Source organism: Pseudoclavibacter sp. JAI123 (assembly GCF_013409665.1).
Classification (GTDB): Bacteria; Actinomycetota; Actinomycetes; order Actinomycetales; family Microbacteriaceae; genus Pseudoclavibacter.
This window is the reverse complement of record NZ_JACCCM010000001.1, coordinates 1,352,521-1,371,915: the sequence shown is the minus strand read 5'-3', so window position 1 is coordinate 1,371,915 and position 19,395 is coordinate 1,352,521. Positions and strand designations below refer to the sequence as shown.

14 protein-coding genes, 1 tRNA gene, 1 pseudogene and 1 riboswitch are annotated in these 19,395 nt (G+C 67.4%); of the genes and pseudogenes, 8 read left to right on the top strand and 8 right to left on the bottom strand.

Annotation, left to right across the window (positions count from 1 at the left end; all coding sequences use genetic code 11):
* Positions 1-1,618 precede the first annotated feature (1,618 nt).
* Positions 1,619-1,870, top strand: a pseudogene (locus HDC34_RS18030) (recombinase family protein); the annotation flags it as partial.
* Positions 1,871-1,965: 95 nt separating this feature from the next.
* Here the strand turns inward: HDC34_RS18030 and HDC34_RS06445 are convergent.
* Positions 1,966-2,038, bottom strand: a tRNA-Lys gene (locus tag HDC34_RS06445).
* Positions 2,039-2,146: 108 nt separating this feature from the next.
* On the opposite strand from HDC34_RS06445, the gene HDC34_RS06440 reads away from it, so the two are divergent.
* A complete protein-coding gene (locus HDC34_RS06440; RefSeq protein ID WP_179556288.1) occupies positions 2,147-2,578 on the top strand; it encodes a DUF1801 domain-containing protein in 432 nt (143 codons plus the stop codon).
* On the opposite strand, the gene HDC34_RS06435 is transcribed toward HDC34_RS06440, so the two are convergent.
* Positions 2,493-3,635, bottom strand: coding sequence for an acyltransferase family protein (locus tag HDC34_RS06435; protein ID WP_179556287.1), 1,143 nt, complete (start codon positions 3,633-3,635; stop codon positions 2,493-2,495). The genes HDC34_RS06440 and HDC34_RS06435 overlap by 86 nt on opposite strands.
* A gap of 77 nt (positions 3,636-3,712) precedes the next feature.
* On the opposite strand from HDC34_RS06435, the gene HDC34_RS06430 reads away from it, so the two are divergent.
* The 3 genes from HDC34_RS06430 to HDC34_RS06420 all read left to right on the top strand — a co-directional run bounded on the left by HDC34_RS06430 (position 3,713) and on the right by HDC34_RS06420 (position 7,262).
* Positions 3,713-4,768: a MauE/DoxX family redox-associated membrane protein gene (locus HDC34_RS06430; protein WP_179556286.1), complete on the top strand. Its 1,056-nt coding sequence runs from the start codon at positions 3,713-3,715 to the stop codon at positions 4,766-4,768.
* A 114-nt stretch (positions 4,769-4,882) separates the two neighbouring features.
* Positions 4,883-5,158, top strand: coding sequence for a hypothetical protein (locus HDC34_RS06425; RefSeq protein ID WP_104312661.1), 276 nt, complete (start codon positions 4,883-4,885; stop codon positions 5,156-5,158).
* A gap of 151 nt (positions 5,159-5,309) precedes the next feature.
* Positions 5,310-7,262, top strand: coding sequence for an amidase (locus tag HDC34_RS06420; protein WP_257023088.1), 1,953 nt, complete (start codon positions 5,310-5,312; stop codon positions 7,260-7,262).
* Positions 7,263-7,351: 89 nt separating this feature from the next.
* Here the strand turns inward: HDC34_RS06420 and HDC34_RS06415 are convergent, their stop codons facing one another.
* From HDC34_RS06415 to HDC34_RS06395, 5 genes are all read right to left on the bottom strand, one after another.
* A complete protein-coding gene (locus tag HDC34_RS06415; RefSeq protein WP_104253972.1) occupies positions 7,352-8,239 on the bottom strand; it encodes a bifunctional methylenetetrahydrofolate dehydrogenase/methenyltetrahydrofolate cyclohydrolase in 888 nt (295 codons plus the stop codon).
* On the bottom strand, positions 8,236-9,510 hold the full coding sequence (glyA, locus tag HDC34_RS06410; protein WP_179556284.1) for a serine hydroxymethyltransferase: 1,275 nt from the start codon (positions 9,508-9,510) through the stop codon (positions 8,236-8,238). Before glyA ends, HDC34_RS06415 begins: the two co-directional genes overlap by 4 nt.
* 49 nt (positions 9,511-9,559) lie before the next feature.
* Positions 9,560-9,643: riboswitch (ZMP/ZTP riboswitch) on the bottom strand.
* A gap of 3 nt (positions 9,644-9,646) precedes the next feature.
* Positions 9,647-10,276: a Pr6Pr family membrane protein gene (locus HDC34_RS06405; RefSeq protein WP_179556283.1), complete on the bottom strand. Its 630-nt coding sequence runs from the start codon at positions 10,274-10,276 to the stop codon at positions 9,647-9,649.
* A gap of 104 nt (positions 10,277-10,380) precedes the next feature.
* The gene (locus HDC34_RS06400) at positions 10,381-11,265 is read right to left on the bottom strand and encodes an AraC family transcriptional regulator (protein ID WP_179556282.1); all 885 of its coding nucleotides are present in this window, start codon (positions 11,263-11,265) and stop codon (positions 10,381-10,383) included.
* A gap of 237 nt (positions 11,266-11,502) precedes the next feature.
* Positions 11,503-14,976: a proline dehydrogenase family protein gene (locus HDC34_RS06395; RefSeq protein WP_179556281.1), complete on the bottom strand. Its 3,474-nt coding sequence runs from the start codon at positions 14,974-14,976 to the stop codon at positions 11,503-11,505.
* 82 nt (positions 14,977-15,058) lie between these two features.
* Between HDC34_RS06395 and HDC34_RS06390 the strand changes: the two genes are divergently transcribed.
* A complete protein-coding gene (locus tag HDC34_RS06390) occupies positions 15,059-16,042 on the top strand; it encodes a LysR family transcriptional regulator (RefSeq protein WP_104312772.1) in 984 nt (327 codons plus the stop codon).
* On the opposite strand, the gene HDC34_RS06385 is transcribed toward HDC34_RS06390, so the two are convergent.
* Positions 16,014-17,249, bottom strand: coding sequence for an MFS transporter (locus tag HDC34_RS06385; protein ID WP_257023086.1), 1,236 nt, complete (start codon positions 17,247-17,249; stop codon positions 16,014-16,016). The two genes, HDC34_RS06390 and HDC34_RS06385, sit on opposite strands and share 29 nt — an antisense overlap.
* A 170-nt stretch (positions 17,250-17,419) precedes the next feature.
* Between HDC34_RS06385 and purU the strand changes: the two genes are divergently transcribed.
* Together purU and HDC34_RS18270 are read left to right on the top strand one after the other, a co-directional pair.
* A complete protein-coding gene (gene purU / locus HDC34_RS06380) occupies positions 17,420-18,277 on the top strand; it encodes a formyltetrahydrofolate deformylase (RefSeq protein WP_371030164.1) in 858 nt (285 codons plus the stop codon).
* Between the two features lie 214 nt (positions 18,278-18,491).
* The gene (locus HDC34_RS18270; protein WP_374757221.1) at positions 18,492-19,391 is read left to right on the top strand and encodes an endonuclease domain-containing protein; all 900 of its coding nucleotides are present in this window, start codon (positions 18,492-18,494) and stop codon (positions 19,389-19,391) included.
* The last annotated feature ends 4 nt before the right edge of the window (positions 19,392-19,395 follow it).

The following is a 19,395-nucleotide window of genomic DNA, read 5'->3' as shown; positions in this document are numbered from 1 at the left end:
GATCTGTTCACGTTTCGATCCTGCTCTACGTCTTGCCTGGCGGCACGTGTGGATCCTGCTTTGCTGCTTCGTCATGCTGCTGCTTAGCAGTTGGCCTGAGGTGGAACGCTGGAAGTTGAGTCAACGATAAGGGAGCATCAGTCGTCGAACGTCACGGCTGCCTCTAGGGCGATGGATTTTAGGTGCCGTCGCAGGAGGCTCCCAGCAGCGACTGGTGGTCTCGTCCTGGCTGAGTAGGCTTGGCACACCCAGCAGCGGACCGGACCGTGTCTCCTAGTCGAGCTATCTCTAAGCCCATGGGTTTCAGTATTTTCTGTGCGATCGAAGCCTCACAGTGTGTGCATCGCGCGGTGCTGAAGGTAGTGGTCACGCGGTCCAAGGTTCATTCGTGCGTGCAGCTTTCTAGCTACGTCAGTCTCCGGCTTGATCGATGTCGTTCGGGTCATCCGCTAGTTCCACGACCAGACCGTTGGGCCCGTACCAACGCTCTTCGCCAGTCGTGAACTTGACTCGGCCAAGCAGGCGCGTACTCCGGTGCCACTGGGTGAGATCGAACTCGTCGCCTCTTCCCTCGGGCTCATAGCCCCAGGGGCGGTCTCCTTTGCGACGTACATCAGGTGCAGGGAAGTGGGGCAGTGCTGTGTGGTCTCCGCCCAACGCGCTCAGGGACTGACGCACGTACTCGATGTAGTTGAGCAGGTCGTGGGCGTCACGTCGTCGTAAGTCTGACGCACGTTCTGATTGTCGCGAGTTGTTGAAGCGAACCATCCATGTCAGGGCATCCCACCTTGGACGTAACTCCACGGGTAGGGCGTGTGCGTGACTCGAGCTGGCCTGCAGCAGGGTTGAAACGCGGGCATTCCGGTCGCGATGGGCTTCAGCCGTGGAGGAGACTCGAACGAATGACGCTGACCAATCGTGATCGTCTGTAGGCATCGTTGTGAAGTCTGCGAGAGCAGAGATCAGCTGATCAGCAGTGAAAGTCCGTCGACGGTCGTCGTCGACACGTTGTGCTTCGCGTCGCTCGGCAGCGGCCAGATCCGTTTCGTGTTTTAGGACTCGCGCAGTCTGCCGGGAACCAATCCAAGCAGAGAGGGCGCCACCGACGATCGCACCTAGTAGAGCCGCTAGCAGTTCAGTCACCACGCCAATATATGCACCGGGGCGCAGAAGTTCAGCTCCTTTGGTGTGTAGCGCGGGAAGCCACATCGGCGCAAATACTTGGCGTGCCCGCGACCGGGGTTGAGCGGCACTGTCAGCTGCTTGGGTGTTGAAGGGACTGTGAGAGGCGTGGTGCATAAACCATTAGACTTTCGAGACATAGAGGCACCCTGCACGAGGTGCGACCACTCCCCCGTAAACCCGGGACCAAGCTTGTCTCGAAAACTCGCCTCATCACGAATCGTCTCGGCCTGCACGAGCCACGGGGTTTCTGAGGCAAACTGCCCGGGTGAGGCTCCTCGGCTACGCCCGCGTTAGTCCGCGCCTCAGGATGCGCAGCTCCAGCTCGACGCACTCGTCGGCGTCCAGGTGCGCGACGTCTTCGCCGACGTCACCTCCGTACGCCTGACTGCGATCAAACGCCGGGGCGTGACGCGACTACTCGAGCGCAGAGACCGGCAATGCTGTCGTCTCGTCGCGGGTCGATCACGTGGGGTACGCACTCATCGACGCCCGCGACACCGTCAACTTGTCGCGGGAGTGCAGCATCCACGTGCGCTCAGTCTCCGACGGTATCGATCCGGCGACGCAAACGGGCCGCCTCATGCTGAACGTGCTCTCCACCCTCGCCGAGTACGAGCGTGGACTCATCGTCCAGCTACTCTGGCGCGAGAAGATGCGCCAGTCGGACTTATCTAACGCAATCTGAGTAGCACGTCCGAACATCGGCTCGAACCTGCGAGGAATTGCAGCTGGTATCTCAACGAGACCGCAAGCATTCCAGGTGGTCAGCAGCGAGAAGGGTGGGCCCGGTGGGGCTCGAACCCACGACCCGCGGATTAAAAGTCCGATGCTCTGCCAACTGAGCTACAGGCCCCACAGTCGCCTGGAGTGCGGCGACCGTGGGGAATCCTATCGCGAATCGTGACCAGGGTTCAGCGCCGCTGGGACACGTTTTGTCGGCGGCTGGGTCCATACTCTCGTCATGGCAGAAACGAAGACGAAGCCGTCAGATGTCTCACCCGATCTCATCATCGACCAGGCGGAGCCCGCGGGGCGGCGCGAAGATGCGCGCATCCTGAAGGAGATCATGGATCGGGTCACGGGCGAGGAAGCCGTCGTGTGGGGGCCGACGATGATCGGCTACGGCAGCTACCACTACACGTACGAGAGCGGCCATTCGGGCGACGCGATGATCCTCGGGTTCTCACCGCGCAAAGCGTCGATGTCCATCTACGGTCTGCAGATGTGGGCTCCGGATGGCCTCATCGAGCAGCTCGGCAAGGTGAAGCTCGGCAAGGACTGCATCTGGGCCGGTCGCTTCTCCTCCCTCAACCTCGAGGTGCTGGAAGAGCTGGTTCGGATCGCCTGGTCGAAGCGGAAGGAACTGCAAGCAATGTTTCCGGCGGATGCCTGAGCGACAGCACCCCGATGACCCTCTCGAGCGGGCCAACCCCGAGATACCGGCGCCACAGCGTGGCGAACAGCATGCACACCACCATGATGGCCACCATCGTCAGCACACCCTCCGGCTGCCGGTAGATCAGCCCCGGCCCAGCCAGCCAGTTCTCCTCGCCGAGCAGCAGCTGCGACCAGATCGCCGTCAGGATCAGCACGTGCAGGCAGTAGATCGTGAACGCCATCGTGCCCATATCGGCAAGCGGCCTCGTCAGCCGGGCGAACCACGTGCGCATCCGCTCACCCGAGAAGTCGCCGAGCAGCTGGATGCCCGCGTACGCCAGCAGCGCGAGCCCGAGATCACGAGCCTCATCACCATACGAACCGGACTGGGCGACCCCCGTCGTCGCCTCCTCCCAACGACGCATGAGCAGTGACGCACCGAGCAGCACCGCTCCCCCGCCGAACACCCACGCCGTACGGCGCAGATCGCCGAGCTGCCACCGCGCCAGCAAGAAGCCGATCAGCAGCATCGGCAGCAAGTTCGTGAGACGGTACGCCGAACCCAGCACCGTCCAATCCAGCAGGAGGGCCGTCGGGTCGTACATCGACGTCGGCGAGAACGCCGACGTGAGCGCCCAGCTGCGGGCAGCCTCGTTCACGAGCGGGGCCGCCGCCAAGAACACCAGGGCAGCACCCGCAGACCACGCCGCAGGAAGGAAGAGGAACGGGGTCGCCGCGAGCATCATGATGCCCAGGAAGTCCAACACGATGAGCACGCCAGAGAAGTTGATGCTCAGCAGCAGGCCAACGAGGATGAGCACGATCGACTTGATGACCCACGAGATCGCGAAGAAGCTCTTCCGACGCGCATCCCACCGCGAAGCCTCCCGCAGCTGGTAGCCCGCAGTCACACCGATCACCAGCGCGAACAGCGGCGACGCCGCATCGTTGAGGAAGTGGAACAGCACCTCCAGCGCCCGCGGCTCGCGGTCGTCCAAGAACACGACCGTGTGAGCGATGATCATGGCGAAGATCGCGAAGCCGCGCACCACATCGAGGGAATTCAGGCGCATGCGTCGATCTTCGACGGCGCCGAGCCGACGGTCAAGCTCGACGAGGCGACGCGCCGCACACCAGCGATAATGAACGAGTGCTTCCCACCTTCGTGATCTTCCCTGTTCTCGTCGCCTGCGTCCTCATCGCGAGCGGAGCCCTGAAGCTCCCCCAACGCTCCCGCACGCTCCAGTCGTTCGCCGCCTTCGGCGTACCCGCCGCGCTCCGGAAGCCCTGGACCGCCGTCGCCCTGCCCATCGGCGAGATCATCCTGGGGGCAGCACTCCTCCTCCTGAGCGGCCCCGCCTACCTCGTCGCCGCCGGCCTCAGCACCCTCCTCATGGCCGCCTACCTCACCGTCGTCGCCCGAAGCGTCGCCAAGCGCCAGGCCGTCGACTGCAACTGCTTCGGCGCCCTCAGCACCGAACCGGTCAGCCAGATCACGATCTGGCGCAACGCCGGCCTCACCCTCGCCGCCCTGCTCGCGACGGTCATCCCTGGCATGGCCCTCGGCGTGCCGACCCAGCTGGCCCTCTTCTCGCTGGCCGACTGGATGTGGCTCGTCGCGATCGCGATCGTCGCCCTGCTCGGCATCGTCGCGAGCCTCGTGAAGACACCGGCTCCCACCGTGACGTCGACGGCCGGAGCGGTGAGCTCCGGGCAGGACTTCGAACTCGTCGAGCAGGGCCCCGACCTCATCTCGGACCCGAGCGCGCGCGACATGATCCCCCACAACCTCGAGCTCGTGTCGGGCGACGGCTCCCCCGAGCTGCTCTACAACCTCGTCGTCATCCCCCGCAAGACGACCATCCTCATCTTCGCGAGAGTCGGATGCGGCTCCTGCGGCCCCGTGCTCAGCCAGATCGGCGACTGGTCGCGGCGCATGGGCGACGACGCGCAGATCATCGTCGCCACCTCCTCCAGCCGCGCCTCCATCAAGAAGAGCTACCCGAGCGCCCTCCCCTCCACCTACTTCGGGGCGAAGGCGGTCACCGAGTACTTCGAAGCCGAAGCCACCCCCGCAGCACTCCTCCTGGCCGCCGACGGCACCATCGCATCCGCCCCCGAATACGGCAGCGAGGTCATCACGGAGCGTGTCGAGCAGCTGCTCGCCTCGTTCGACGCGCAGCGCCAGGCTCAGCCTCAGGGCTGAACCGCTCGGCCAGATCCCCCTGCAACTCCGCCGCACGGCCGAAGCGCCCGCCACCTTCCTCCTCGTAGCGTGAAGGTGTCGGGATGCACCCCGGCCGAGCACTGGAGGATCAGCATGAGCGAGCAGTACGTTGTCATCACCGAGACCGTGAGCATCAGCGCGGTCGGCACCAAGCTCGGGCACTCCGAGCCAGTCGGCACCGAGGCCGAGGGGCTCGAGCTGCTCGAGCAGGTCGCCCGCGGAGTGTTCCCCGACCTGCACACGCCCCACCGCCCCGGCCGCACGTTCCGCGTCAGCGAGACCGAGTACGTGGATCGCCGCGAAGGCAAAGCCCTGCCCAAGAAGCAGACCCGCATCACGCTCACGAGGGTCGTCGCGACGCGCGACTGACCGCCTGGGCGCGGGACACGGCGGGCGCACCGATCAGATGCATCTGCCGGGCGCACCCGTGCGAAAAACAACACACGCTCGAAACAGCAGCGAAACCGGACCGGCCGAGACTGACGACATCCCCGTCGTCCTCTCCTTGCAAAGGTCTCCGTTGCCACACAAGCCCGCATTCCGCCGAGTCACCCAGATCACCGCCGCCACCGCCCTCTGCTCCGGCCTGGCCCTGAGCGCCGCCCTCACCGCACCGTCAGCATTCGGTGCCCCAAGCACCGAGGTCACGCTCCCCGCTGCACCAGAAGTCGTGAACCTCAGCATCACGGATGCGCTCGTACTCCTCGAAGCGGGACGGACCACCTCCGTCGACCTCACACAGCGGTACCTCGACCGCATCGCCGCCTACGACGACCCGTACGGCGACCAACCCGGCCTGGCAGCCGTGATCCTCGCCAACCCGGAGGCGCTCAGCACGGCCGCCGAACTCGACGCCGAGCGCGCCGCCGGCACCCTGCGCGGGCCGCTGCACGGCGTCCCGATCCTCGTGAAGGACAACTACGCGACGTTCGACATGCCCACGACCGCCGGCAGCGCATCCCTGCACACCTACCAGACCGAGCTCGACTCGACAGCGGTGCAGCGCCTCCGCGACGCCGGCGCGATCATCATCGCCAAGACGAACCTCTCCGAGTTCGCATGGCACGGAACCTACACGCTGAGCTCCGAACGCGGGCGCACCAACAACCCGTACAACCAGGCGAACAGCGCCAGCGGCTCGAGCGGCGGAACCGGAGCGGCCGTCGCCGCTGCCTTCGCACCGGCCGGACTCGGCACCGATTCCTGCGGCTCGATCGTCGGCCCCAGCGCCCACCAGAGCCTCGTCGGATACCGCCCGACGATGGGCCTGACCAGCGTCACCGGCATCGTGCCGCTCTCGCTGCGGCAGGACGTCTCCGGCCCCATGACCACCACGGTCACCGACGCCGCACTCCTCATGGAGGTGCTCGCCGGGTACGACCCGACCGACTCGCAGACGGTCATCGCCAACGAGCAGGACACCACTTCCTACGTCGAGGGCCTCAGCGACTCGGCCCTCGAAGGGCAGCGCATCGGCTACATCCGCTGGGACTACGAGGAGAACCCGGACCGCCCCGGCCTCGCCGAGACGACTGCCCTCATCGATCAGGCCGTCGAGGACCTGCGGGCCCAGGGCGCCGAGGTCGTCGAAGTGCCGGCCTTCACGAGCGAGTTCCTCACCGGCACGCTCAAGAGCGGTGGCTGGATCGACATGCGCCCGAGCATCGACTCGTTCTTCGCCAGCACGGCCGCGTCCTGGCCGGAGGGGCTGGCGGAGCTCACGGGCGACCCGGACGAGCTGACCTTCGCCGACGTCATCGCCGACGGGAAGTCGTCGATGACGCAGGACGACATCGACTACTTCCTCAGCAACGAGGACATCCCGAATGCGGCCTACGACGCCGCCGTGGCGGAGCAGGATGCCGGCAAGGCCGCGATGGACCAGTTCTTCATCGACAACGACCTCGACGCCCTCGCGATGCCGACGAGCGCGACCTCCGCGACGCCAGATTGGGCCGGCACCACGTTCTGCGACCTCGGCGCGAACACGGGCATCCCGACCGTATCGCTGCCCGCCGGCTTCACGTCGACGGGCGCCGCGGTCGGCCTCGAGCTCGCCGCACCGCGCAGCCAGGACGCCGCACTCCTCGCGATGTCCTACGACTACGAGCAGGCGACCCTGCACCGGGTCGCCCCCTCGACGACCCCGGAGCTGGCAATCGAAGCGCCGACGCCCACGCCGACACCGACAACAACCGCAGGCCCGGTCGAGACGGTCGCCCCGCCGACGGCAGAACCGACGGCGGAACCCACCGCTGTCCCCACGCCCGGCACGACGGTCGCGCCGACAGCATCCGCTGCCCCGCCCGTGACGGCGCCGACGCCGACGGCTGAAGCCGGCGGCACGCCCACGCTCGCCCAGACCGGCGCGACTGACGCATCGTGGCTCGTGACGCTGGCAGTGGCCCTCGTGGCCGGCGGTGCCGGAGTGCTCGGCATCACCGCGGTGCGCAAGCGACGGCCCCAGGCGTAGCGCGCGGCGGCCGCGGCGCGGGATCCGGGGAGCGACGGCAGAGGGCCCGAGCAGTTCGATGAACTGCTCGGGCCCTTCGCCGTGCGGAGCTAGACCGCCGGGTTGAGGCGCTCGGCCTGCTCGACGACGTTCTCGAGCAGCAGCGCGCGAGTCATGGGCCCGACACCGCCGGGGTTCGGCGACACCCACGCCGCCACATCCCAGACACCGGGGTCGACGTCGCCCGCGACCTTCGACTTGCCCGTCTCAGGGTCCTCGACACGGCTCACACCGACGTCGAGCACCGCGGCGCCAGGCTTGACCCACTCGGGGCGAACAATGCCGGCCACACCCGCCGCGGACACGATGACGTCGGCCTCGCGCGCGAGCACGCCGATGTCCGGCGTGCCCGTGTGCGTGAGGGTGACCGTCGCGTTGTTCTCTCGGCGCGTGAGCAGCGGACCGATGGAGCGGCCGACCGTCACGCCGCGCCCGATGACGAGCACGTGCTTGCCGTTCAACGAGATGTCGTTGCGGCGCAGCAGCTCGATCACGCCGCGAGGCGTGCACGGCAGCGGCGTCACGATCGGGTCGTTGGCGTTCAGCACGAGGCGGCCCAGGTTGGTGGGATGCAGGCCGTCCGCGTCCTTCGACGGGTCGATCCGCTCGATCACGCGGTCCTGATCGATGTGCTTCGGCAGCGGCAGCTGCACGATGTACCCCGTGCAGGCGGGATCCGCGTTGAGGCGATCGATCTCCGCCTCGAGCTCCTCCTGCGTGGTCTCCGTGGGGAGGTCGACGCGGATCGACTCGATGCCCACCTCGGCGCAGTCGCGGTGCTTGCCCGCGACGTACCACTTCGAGCCAGGGTCGTCGCCGACGAGGATCGTCCCGAGTCCTGGCACGACGCCCCGCTCCGCGAGCGCGGCTACGCGCTCGCGAAGCTCGGCCTTGATGTCGGCCGCGGCCTTCTTGCCGTCGAGTGCGGCAGCGGTCATGCTTCGCCGAGGCCCGGGTAGAGCGAGAACGCGTCGGCGAGCGCCTTCGTGCGAGCACGCAGGGCGGGCACATCCGCGTCAGGGAGCAGTGCCAGCGCGATGACGTCGGCCACCTCGGTGAACTCGACGTCGCCGAAGCCACGGGTCGCGAGCGCGGGCGTGCCGATGCGCAGGCCCGACGTGATGAGCGGCGGGCGCGGGTCGTTGGGGACCGCGTTGCGGTTGACGGTGACGCCGACCTCGTGGAGGAGGTCTTCGGCCTGCCTGCCGTCGATCTCCGCGTTGCGGAGGTCGACGAGGATGAGGTGCACGTCGGTTCCGCCGGAGCGGACCGAGATGCCGGCGCCGGCGACATCGGCCTGCTGGAGGCGGTCGGCGACGATCTTCGCGCCGCGCAGCGTGCGCTCCTGGCGGTCCTTGAAGTCGTCCGTCGCCGCGAGCTTGAACGCCGTCGCCTTGCCGGCGATGACGTGCATGAGGGGGCCACCCTGCTGGCCGGGGAAGACAGCCGTGTTGATCTTCTTCGCCAGGTCGGCGTCGTTGGTCAGGATGAAGCCGGAGCGGGGTCCGCCGATGGTCTTGTGGACAGTGCTGGACGTGACGTGCGCGTGCGGCACCGGGTTGGGGTGCAGGCCAGCGGCGACGAGTCCGGCGAAGTGCGCCATGTCGACCCACAGGTAGGCGCCGACCTCGTCCGCGATCTCGCGGAACTTCGCGAAGTCGAGCTGCCGCGGGTAAGCGGACCAGCCGGCGACGATGACCTTCGGCTTGTGCTCGAGCGCGAGCTCGCGCACCTGCTCCATGTCGATCTGCGAGGTCTCGGCGTCGACGCCGTAGGCGACGATGTTGTAGAGGCGGCCGGAGAAGTTGATCTTCATGCCGTGCGTGAGGTGTCCGCCGTGGTCGAGCGAGAGGCCGAGCAGGGTGTCGCCCGGGCGCGCGAGGGCGTGCATGACGGCGGCGTTGGCGGTTGCGCCGGAGTGCGGCTGGACGTTCGCGAACTCGGCGCCGAACAGCGACTTGGCGCGCTCGATGGCGAGGTTCTCGGCGATGTCGACGACTTCGCAGCCGCCGTAGTAGCGGCGACCGGGGTAGCCCTCGGCGTACTTGTTGGTGAGGACGCTGCCGGTGGCCTCGAGGACCGCGCGCGGAACGAAGTTCTCGCTGGCGATCATCTCGAGTGTCGAGCGCTGGCGGTCGAGCTCCTGCTCGAGGACCGCTGCGATCTCGGGGTCGACTTCACTCAGTGGGGAATTGAACGTATCGGTCACGAAGGCTCCTTCAGAAAACCGGATGGCACGGCGAACATGTGGTCGTGAACCGGCGAGCCCAGGCGAACGGCTCGAAACCCGAAGAGCCGCTCCCCGGTGGTGACCCACCTGAACGCCAGTCGCGGCCGTCAGAAGTCTAGCGCGACTTGCCTGGTCGCCGCGAGAGCAGCGTGACGAGCCAGGTGAGCGCGACCCCGAGCACGACGAGGCCGATGATCGTGAGCACAACCGGCGCGTAACCCTGCTCCGTGGGGTTCAGGAAGGGGTAGGGGTACCAGCCGATGAGGTTGCCGCGCACGAGCGAGAAGGCCGCGTAGCCAGCGGGGAAGATGAGCCAGATGAGCGCCGTGCCGAACCGGATGCGCTTCGCCGGCCGGTCGATGAGGAGATCGATCAGCATCACGACCGGCATGACGTAGTGGAGCACGGTGTTGTTCCACGGGACGGCGGTGAAGTCCACGTCGGTCAGGCCGGAGAGCAGCAGCGCGAAGCCGATGCCCACGATGAGGATGTAGACCGTGACGGCGGCGCGGAACGCATTGATCCGGGCCCCCTGCGCGTTAGCCGCCGTCGCGACGGCGCTGAGCAGCAGCGAGAGCACGACGAGCATGTTGGTCTCGATCGTGAAGTAGGCGAAGAAGTTCTCCGGCACCCAGGTGCCGCGCTCCACGATCGTCGCGATCTCCGACACGATCGAGGAGAAGGCGAGCAGACCGAACCCGATCTTCGCGGTCACGAGCGCTGGGCGGTGAATGGACGAGGCCACGGTCATCCTTCTGTCGGCGATGAGGGAACAGGGAGCTACGCTGCGCCTGGCGCCTCGGCGAGCCCGCCGCGGGAGCCCGGAGCCGCAGACATGAGGCTACGCGGTCAGGCGCGTTCCTTGCGGTAGTCGGCGGGTGTCATGCCGAGTCGCGTGAGGAAATGTCGCCGCATCGTGGTCGCGTCCCCGAAACCCGCCGCAGCCGACACGTCGCTGAGCGAGAGCTGCGGCTGCTCGACCAGGAGCGCCGCCGCCGATTGGACCCGGCGTGCCGCGATGAGCCCCGCGATGCCGTCGGCCTCATCGGCGAGATCGCGGTACAGCTTCCGCCTGCTGATGTGCAGGGCCCGCGCGATGCTGTCCGCGTCGAAGCCCTGGATGACGTGGTACTTCTCGATGAGTTCGCGCACCGCCTCCTTCATCCGCAGCGAATGCTGGGCGGGTGTCAATGCCGGAAGCGTCACCTGCGCGAGGACAGCCCGCAGCAGGTCGTGGAGCGCGGGTTCCGTGCTGGCCGGCGACCGGCGACCGCCCCCGGTGCCCGACGTCGCCTCCACCAGGTAGCGGCCGATGAACGCCAGGAAGGCAGCGGTCAGAGCCGTCTCGGGCAGGCGGACGGCGCGGTCGCTGACGGTGATTCTCGCATCGTTCGCGACATCGTCGAGGGGCACGGCCAAGCCGAGCGTCTCGATGGGGCCGAGACTCGCCGTGACAAGTGGATGCTTCGAGTTCACGACGAGGACGTCGCCGGGGTTGAGCACACCAGAGAGGCTGCCGGTTCGGAACTTGAGCGACCCGCGGATCATTCCGATGACGACGAGCTTCTCGCTCTCGATGCGAGAGATATCCACGCCCTCGCGTTCCGAGCCGGAACTCCGGCGAAGGCTGCCGAAGAGCTGCACGGTTCCGACGTGCGTATTCAGGATGTACGCGTGGAAATCCGCGCCCGCCGCGGCATTCATCGTCGTCGATGTGCCCGTGAATTGGGCCAAGCCCGACTCTCCGCGGAATTCCTCGAATGCGTCGGGATCTACGTCATCGGCGGAGAAGAAGCCTGACGACTCCCCCGAGTGCGCGATCCTACCGAGCCACTCACTGAGATCCTGACGTGCATTCCCCGGCACTGAATACCCCCGACACCAGCCTGCCCAACCTTCGGATCAGAATACCGAGAGAAGACGGGCTGGAGAATCGCGGGGGTATTCAGCGACCTCGAACGCGATCGAACATCACCGAGAGAGAATACCCTCGGTGAGCGCGTTCGGCGTGCCGAAACGGTGCGCCGTTATGGACACCGCCTGCTCCCGAAGGAATGGCAGCGTCTCCACCCGACCGGATTCGGTCACTGCTCCCGAGTAGATCGCCAGGTCCACCCGGCCGTCCACGGCACGCGCCAACGCGACCGCATCGCCGCCGATGAGACGCATCCGCCCACCTCGAAGCGAACCTGCGGCCGAGAGGAACTCCGCGTCGGACTCAGCCCGCATGCGCACGCCGGCCCCCGCGAGCGCTGCCTTGGCCGCCGAGGGCAGCTCGACCCCCGTCGAGACCCGCAGCTGCGCTCCGGCGACGAGTCCGGCCGCGACGACCCGCAGGAGATCCGCGACGCGTGCATCCTCGGAGAGCCGCACCGTGATCTCACCCGGGAACGTCAGGTACCGGAAGACGTTGCGCTCGGCGTACAGCCCCTGCACGTCGCGGTCGCGCCCGAACTCCTCAGCCCAGGCCTGCGCGTCGCTGCCGAGCGCGCGTTCGAGCATCGCGGTGTCAGCACTCGTCAGCACCGCCGGCTGCGCCTTCGCGATCGCCACCGCCGCATCCAGGAGCGTCTGCGCGCTGGCGTTCGAGACCGGTGCGATGTCGACGGCGCGGGCCCGCTCCCACGTCCCGAGGCCGACGAGGTAGTTCGGCCCGCCCGCCTTGGTCGTGCATCCGACCACCGACTTCTTCCACCCGCCGAACGGCTGGCGCTGCACGATCGCGCCCGTGATGCCCCGGTTCACGTAGAGGTTTCCCGCCTGGATCGTGTCGAGCCACTGCGCCACCTCACCGCGGTCGAGCGAGTGGATGCCGGACGTCAGCCCGTAGTCGACCTCGTTGACGATCTCGATTGCCTCCTCGAGCGTGTCCGCCGTCATGATGCCGAGGATCGGGCCGAAGTACTCCACGAGGTGGAACTCGGAGCCGCGCTGCACGCCCGCACGCACGCCAGGACTCCAGAGCTTCCCGCTGTCGTCGAGCTGGCGAGGCTCGACCACCCAGCGCTCCCCCGCGCCGAGCGTCGTGAGCCCGTCGAGCAGCTTGCCAGAGGCCGGCGTGATGATCGGCCCCATCTGCGACGGCGCGTCCCACGGGTAGCCGACCGTGAGCGAGCGCACCGCGTCGAGCAGCTGCTCGCGGAAGCGGCGCGAGCGCTGCGCCTGACCGACCAGCACCACGAGGGAGGCGGCGGAGCACTTCTGCCCCGCGTGGCCGAACGCCGACGCCACGACGTCCTTCGCCGCGAGGTCGTAGTCCGCGCTCGGCGTCACGATGATGGCGTTCTTGCCGCTCGTCTCAGCGAGCAGCGGCAGCTCGGGGCGGAACGACCGGAACAGCTCGGCCGTCTCGATACCACCAGTGAGGATGACCCGGTCGACCGACGGGTTCTTGATGAGCTCGCTGCCCAGCTCACGGTCGGAGAACTGCACGTACTGCAGCACCTCCCGCGGCACGCCAGCCTCCCAGAGCGCCTCGACCATGACGGCACCGCAGCGAGCCGCTGGCCGCGCCGGCTTGATGATGACGGAGGCGCCCGCCGCGAGCGCGGCCAGGGTCGATCCAGCCGGGATGGCGACGGGGAAGTTCCAGGGCGGCGTCACGACGATGACCTTCGACGGCACGAAGGATGCGCCGTCGACGTTGTCCAGCCCACGGGCGAGCTCCGCGTAGTAGTGCGCGAAGTCGATGGCCTCAGAGATCTCGGGGTCTGACTGGTCAAGGGTCTTACCCGCCTCGGACGCGGCGACCTCCATGAGATCAGCCCGGCGCCGCTCGAGCGCATCCCCCGCCCGGTGCAGGATCTCGGCACGCGCTGCGCCGGACAGAGCACCCCACGACTGGCTGCCCGTGACGGCACGCGTGACACGCGCATCCAGTTCGCCGGCAGTGCCGACCGTGTTCGCCTCGATGGTCTCTGCGCCGAGCGTGGACGCCTCCGCGCGTTCGCGGATTCCACGCGCCCACGCCTGGTTGACGGGCAGCGACGGGTCCGTGTCCGGAGTCTCCTCGAAGCGATCAGCGGGCAGCGGGGCTGGCTCCGCCGTGCGGTCCTGCACTCGGTTGCTCGCTGGCACCTCACGGTCGAGCACGTCGAGCGACGCGATGAATCGCTGCGATTCGCGCTCGAAGAGCTCCTCGTTGTCAGCCAGCTCGAACACCGCCGACATGAAGTTGTCCTGGCTCGCCCCCTCCTCGAGGCGGCGGATGAGGTAGGCGATCGCCACGTCGAACTCCTGCGGGTGCACGACCGGCACGTACAGCAGCAGCCCGCCGACTTCGCGCTTCACGACCTCGGCCTGGCTCTGCGCCATGCCGAGCAGCATCTCGTACTCGATGCCGTCGGTTGCGCCCCGGCGCTGGGCGAGCAGCCAGGAGAACGCGACGTCGAAGAGGTTGTGGCCAGCGACACCCACGCGAACGTTCTTGACGCGCTCAGGCGTGAGCGCGTAGTCGATGACCCGCTTGTAGCTCGTGTCCGAGTCCTGCTTCGTGCCCCACGTCGCGAGCGGCCAGCCGTGCAGCGACGCCTCGACGCGCTCCATGGGCAGGTTCGCGCCCTTCACGAGCCGCACCTTGATCGGTGCCCCGCCACGCGCCACGCGCTCCGCTGACCACTCCTGCAGTCGGATCATCGCCCCGAGTGCGTCTGGGAGGTAGGCCTGCAGCACGATGCCGGCCTCGAGGTTCAGGAACTCGGGGTCGTCCAGGATGCGCGTGAAGACCGCCATGGTCATCTCGAGATCCTTGTACTCCTCCATGTCGAGGTTGATGAACTTGCGCGTCGGGCTCTTCACGGCGAGCCGGTAGAGCGGAGTCAGCTCCTCGACGACATCGGCGACGGCCTCGTCGAACGCCCACGGCTGATGTGGTGCGGTTGTGGAGGAGACCTTGATCGAGACGTAGTCGACGTCGTCGCGAGCCAGGAGCTTCGTCGTGCCGTCGAGACGACGCGCCGCTTCCTTCTTGCCGAGCACCGCCTCGCCGAGGAGGTTCATGTTGAGCCGCACGCCTTTCCCGCGGATCTTCTCGATCGCGGGCCCGAGCTTCGAATCCGTCGCGTCGATGATGAGGTGCCCGACCATGTCCCGCAGCACCTTGCGTGCGGCCGGCACGACGACGCCAGGCAGGACGGGCGCGACCGTGCCACCGACCCGCACGGCGCTCTTCATGTACCAGGGCAGGAAGCCGGGCACCTGATCGGCGATCTCGCCGAGCTTGCGCGCAGCGACCTTGAGGTCCTCGGGACGCACCACCCCGTCCACGAACCCGACCGTGAAGTCGAGACCCTGCGGATCCTTCAGCACGCCGGCGAGCTGAGCGGCGGATGCATCCACCGGGATCTCGGCCGCCTCCGTCAGCCATCGGCGCACGAGCGCGACAGCCTCCGGCGCGAGCTCGGTGAGGGAATCTGTGGGGAAGACAGGCGTCTCGGTGGCGGTCATGTGACCAGTATCGGCACCCGACTTCCGTTAGGTAAAGTGAAGGAAATTGACGCGTTTCCGTCAGCGCGTGTGATGATTGATCATGCTCGACGTACGCAAGCTCCGACTCCTCCGCGAAGTACAGCTCCGCGGCACCCTCGCCGAAGTCGCCAAGGCGCTCAACTTCTCGCCGTCGGCCGTCTCGCAGCAGCTCTCGGCCCTCGAAGCCGAGCTCGGCGTCGAACTCCTCCGCAAGCACGGGCGCCGCGTGCAACTCACCCAGCAGGCTGAGATCCTCGCAGGGCACACCGCCGAGATCCTCGAACGACTCGAGATCGCAGAGCAGGAGGTCCTCGCCTCCACCAGCCGCGCCGTCGGCACGGTTCGCATCGCCGTGTTCCAATCCGCGGCCCTCACGCTCATCCCGCCGCTCCTCCGCGTCCTGGAAGAAGAGCACCCGGGCCTCCGCATCGAGATGGTGCAGCACGAACCGGAATCCGCGCTCTTCGACACCTTCGCGGGAGACTTCGACGTCGTCGTCGCCGAGCAGTACCCCGGCCACGCCGCGCCCCACCACCCCGGGCTCGACCAGCGGCTCCTCACCGGCGACGCGCTGCGCCTCGCCGTGCCCGTCGACTCCCCCGTCACCACCCTCGCCGACGCAGCGGAGCTCGCCTGGGTCATGGAACCGCAGGGCTCAGCATCCCGCCACTGGGGAGAGCAGCAGTGCCGCGTCGCGGGCTTCGAACCCGACGTGCGCTACGAGACCGCCGACCTGCAGGCGCAGATGCGGTTCATCGAGACCGGCCACGCGGTCGGCATCCTCAACGACCTCACCTGGGCCCACTCCACGCCCAACGTGCGATTCCTCAGCCTCGCGGGTGCACCACGGCGCGAGATCTTCACGTCGATCCGAACCGCGAGCGCGGCGTCGCCAACCATCGCCGCAGTGCGAGACGGACTCCAGCGGGTCGCCGACGACCTCAGCGCGACCGGCCTCAGCACCGCCGCCATCACCCTGCCAGCGGCGACCCCGGCGGCGTTCAGCTCGTCCGGCGTCAGCTCGTCTGCTGCAGCGGACGCCTAGCCAGCACCGCGTCGAGCACCAGCGCGCTCACCAGGCCGAGCCCGACCATCGCCAGGAAGAACACCGGCAGCGCCACGAGACCCGCCGCATCCAGCAGCAGACCGCCCACGAGCGCACCCGAGCCGATACCGAAGTTGAAGCCCGACGTGTACAGCGCGCTCGACAGGTCGCGGTGGCGCGACGGGGCGGCGCTCAGGATGCGCGACTGCAGCAGCGGCGGCAGCACACCCATCCCGAGCCCCCAGATGACCAGCGCGATGAGCGCCACCGTCGTGTCGTGCGCGAACAGCAGCAGCGTCACGGCGATGAGCATGAGGCCGTAACCGGTCGCGAGGCCGACGCGAGGCCGTGCCGTGAAGAACACACCCGCGAGCGCAGTCCCGCCGGCCGAGGCGATGCCGTAGGCGAAGAGCACGAGGCTCAGCGTCTCGACGGGGAAGCCGATGACGTCGAGCGAATACGGCGAGATGTACGAGTAGAAGGCGTACTGAGCCGTCATCGTGATGAGCGTGATCACGCACAGCAGGATCACCGTCAGCAGCGAGCGCTGCGCGAAGCGGACGCGCTTCGCAGGCACCGCATCCTCATCCGAGTCATCCGGTAGCGCGATCGGGCGCGTGTAATAGGAGTCGTCGAGGTGGTTGACGCGTGGCAGCAGGAACCACAGCAGCACCGCGACGAGCAGCGTCACGACCGCGAGCGAGCCGAACGCGAACCGCCAGCCGAACGCCTGCCCGAGCGCGGTGCCGATCGGCACCCCGAGGACGTAGGCGATCGCGCCGCCGCCGAGCGTGATCGACACCGCGCGCGTCAGCAGCTCCTTCGGGGCGATGAGCGAGATATAGGAGGCGACGACCGCCCAGAAGACGCCGTGGGCGAGGCCCGTGACCACGCGCGTCACGACGAGCCACGCATACGTGGGCGCAAACGCCGACGCTATGGAGCCGATCGCGAAGACCGCGAGGACCACGACCAGCAGCGCGTGTCGAGGGACGCGCTTCGTGAGCGCCGTCAGCGGGGTGCTCGTCAGCACGACCGTGAAGGCGAAGATCGTCATGAGCCAGCCGATCTCCGCGCGCGTCGCGCCGAGATCGACGGTCATGAGCTCGAGCAGGCCAGTTGGCAGCATCTCGATCGTGACGCTGATGAACGTGGAGAACGCAAGCGCGATCAGGGGGACGAGCGGCAGCCTGGGGGCAGACGTCATCACAGGAGCAGAGAGAGAAGTCATTCGCAATATCCGAACGGCGCACTCCGGGCGAACGGGAACCCTCGCCAGGGAGTCGACTGCGTGCGTACCGGCACGCCGGGGGCCGAGCGATACGCACGACCACAGTGAAGTCTACCCCTCAGGCGCAGGACGGCTACCCTGATGTGGTGATTCAAGAAGCAACTCGATGGGTGCTCACCCTCAACTGCCCAGACCAGCCCGGCATCGTGCACGCCATCACGGGAGCCATCGTCGACTCCGCGGGCAACATCGAAGAACTCCAGCAGTTCTCCTCGACAGACACCGGTCGCTTCTTCATGCGCGTCGACATCCGCACCGACGCCAGCCGCGAGGACCTCCTCGCCCGCCTCGAGCCAGTCGCCGAGCGCTTCAGCGCCGAGGTCTCCCTCGACGAGGCCGGCCGCCCCGTTCGCACCCTCATCCTCGCGACGAAAGCCGGTCACTGCGTCAACGACCTCCTCTTCCGTCAACGCTCCGGCCACCTCCACATCGACGTCCCGCTTGTCCTCGCGAACAACGAGGCCCTCGCGAGCCTCGCCGAGTTCTACGAGGTGCCATTCGAATATCTCCCCGTCACCGGGCCAGACGAGAAAGCGGCCTTCGAGGCCCGCATCCTGCAGGTCGTCGAGGAGCAGCAGATCGAGCTGGTCGTCCTCGCCAGGTACATGCAGATCCTCTCCCCCGAGCTCTGCGCAGAACTCGCAGGCCGCGCCATCAACATCCACCACTCCTTCCTGCCCGGCTTCAAGGGCGCGAACCCGTACCGTCAGGCGCACGCCCGCGGCGTCAAGCTCATCGGCGCGACGGCGCACTTCGTGACGAGCGACCTCGACGAGGGCCCGATCATCGAGCAGAACGTCGTCCGTGTCGACCACACACGTGCGCCCCAGGAGCTCATGGCCATCGGCCAGGACGAAGAATCGCGCACCCTCACGCAGGCCGTGAAGTGGTTCTCCGAGCACCGCGTGCTGCTCGATGGGCAGCGCACGATCATCTTCCACTGACCCGAATTCCGCGGGCTTCGGTCAGTCTGCTGCTGCTGCTGCTGGCCAACTTCCGTGATGAATCGGCCACTTCGAGCACGCCGGCGCTCTGAGCTCGCCTCCCATCACGAAAGTTGGACACGTACTTCGCAGCAGGCGAGCTGTGGATGGCGACGACTCCACAGGAGGCCAGCTTCCTGTTCACGGGTCGGTAGATCTGCGCTGTGCTTGGCGCATGCCAGAACCAGCAACTGCGAGAGCGCCCGCGCGAACCAGCGGAGGGGTCTTCTCTCGCGCTGAATGGAATGCAGAGGGCGGAAGTCGCCGCGGGTTAGAGGCGTCGCTCAAACAAGGGACCTTCTGGCGGGTTTCGCCTGGCTGGTTTGCAACGCCAGACGCGTCCGCCGCAGTCGTTGAAGCTGTGCGCCTGCACGGTCGCGCCACTTGCCTCACGGCTCTCAGTTCGCAAGGAGTATGGACTCCGCCTCACTCCGGGGTGCATGTGCGAATCGCAGCGAGCGCGCTCGGCATCACGCGCACACCGTCTTCCAACCCCCGCACGGGCGAAGTGGTCCTGCATCGAGCCTCAGTCCATCAAGCTCGCCCGCTTGAGAAGCATGCGGTTGACGACATCGATCTTGCTCTCGAATGCGCGCTCCTGTGCCTCCCCGAACGCGACCTTGTCGTCGTCGCCGACTCGGCGCTCCAGTTGCGCCTCATCACGCGAAGCTCGCTCACCGAGCTGGCCGCCCCGCTCGCCGTGAGCGCGCGCGAGAAGCTGAAATTCGTGGATGCGCGGAGCCAATCCGGCACGGAGAGCATCGTCCGGTTGTGGCTCCAGCTGCGCGGCGTGCGCGTCACTCCGCAGTTCCACGTGGTCGGCGTCGGCGATGTGGACCTGCTTGTCGGCGATCGCCTCGTCATCGAGTGCGACTCTAAGGAGTTTCATTCCGCGGAGTGGCACTCTCGGAATGACCGCCGTCGAGACCTGGTGCTGAACAGGCTCGGATACCGAGTCCTGCGCTTGACCTACGAGCAGGTGATGTTCCAGTGGCCGCGTGTCGAGGCCACACTGCGGGCACTTCTCGCCGAAGGCAGCCACCTACGCGGCTCGCGCCGACGGCCCGGCGCCTGACCCG

Coding starts and splice junctions, on each gene's coding strand:
- HDC34_RS06390 (WP_104312772.1), top strand. CDS start 15,059: ATGCTCGACGTACGCAAGCTCCGACTCCTCCGCGAAGTACAGCTCCGC.
- HDC34_RS06385 (WP_257023086.1), bottom strand. CDS start 17,249: ATGACGTCTGCCCCCAGGCTGCCGCTCGTCCCCCTGATCGCGCTTGCG.
- HDC34_RS06440 (WP_179556288.1), top strand. CDS start 2,147: ATGGCAGAAACGAAGACGAAGCCGTCAGATGTCTCACCCGATCTCATC.
- HDC34_RS06395 (WP_179556281.1), bottom strand. CDS start 14,976: ATGACCGCCACCGAGACGCCTGTCTTCCCCACAGATTCCCTCACCGAG.
- HDC34_RS06435 (WP_179556287.1), bottom strand. CDS start 3,635: ATGCGCCTGAATTCCCTCGATGTGGTGCGCGGCTTCGCGATCTTCGCC.
- HDC34_RS06415 (WP_104253972.1), bottom strand. CDS start 8,239: ATGACCGCTGCCGCACTCGACGGCAAGAAGGCCGCGGCCGACATCAAG.
- HDC34_RS06425 (WP_104312661.1), top strand. CDS start 4,883: ATGAGCGAGCAGTACGTTGTCATCACCGAGACCGTGAGCATCAGCGCG.
- HDC34_RS18270 (WP_374757221.1), top strand. CDS start 18,492: ATGCCAGAACCAGCAACTGCGAGAGCGCCCGCGCGAACCAGCGGAGGG.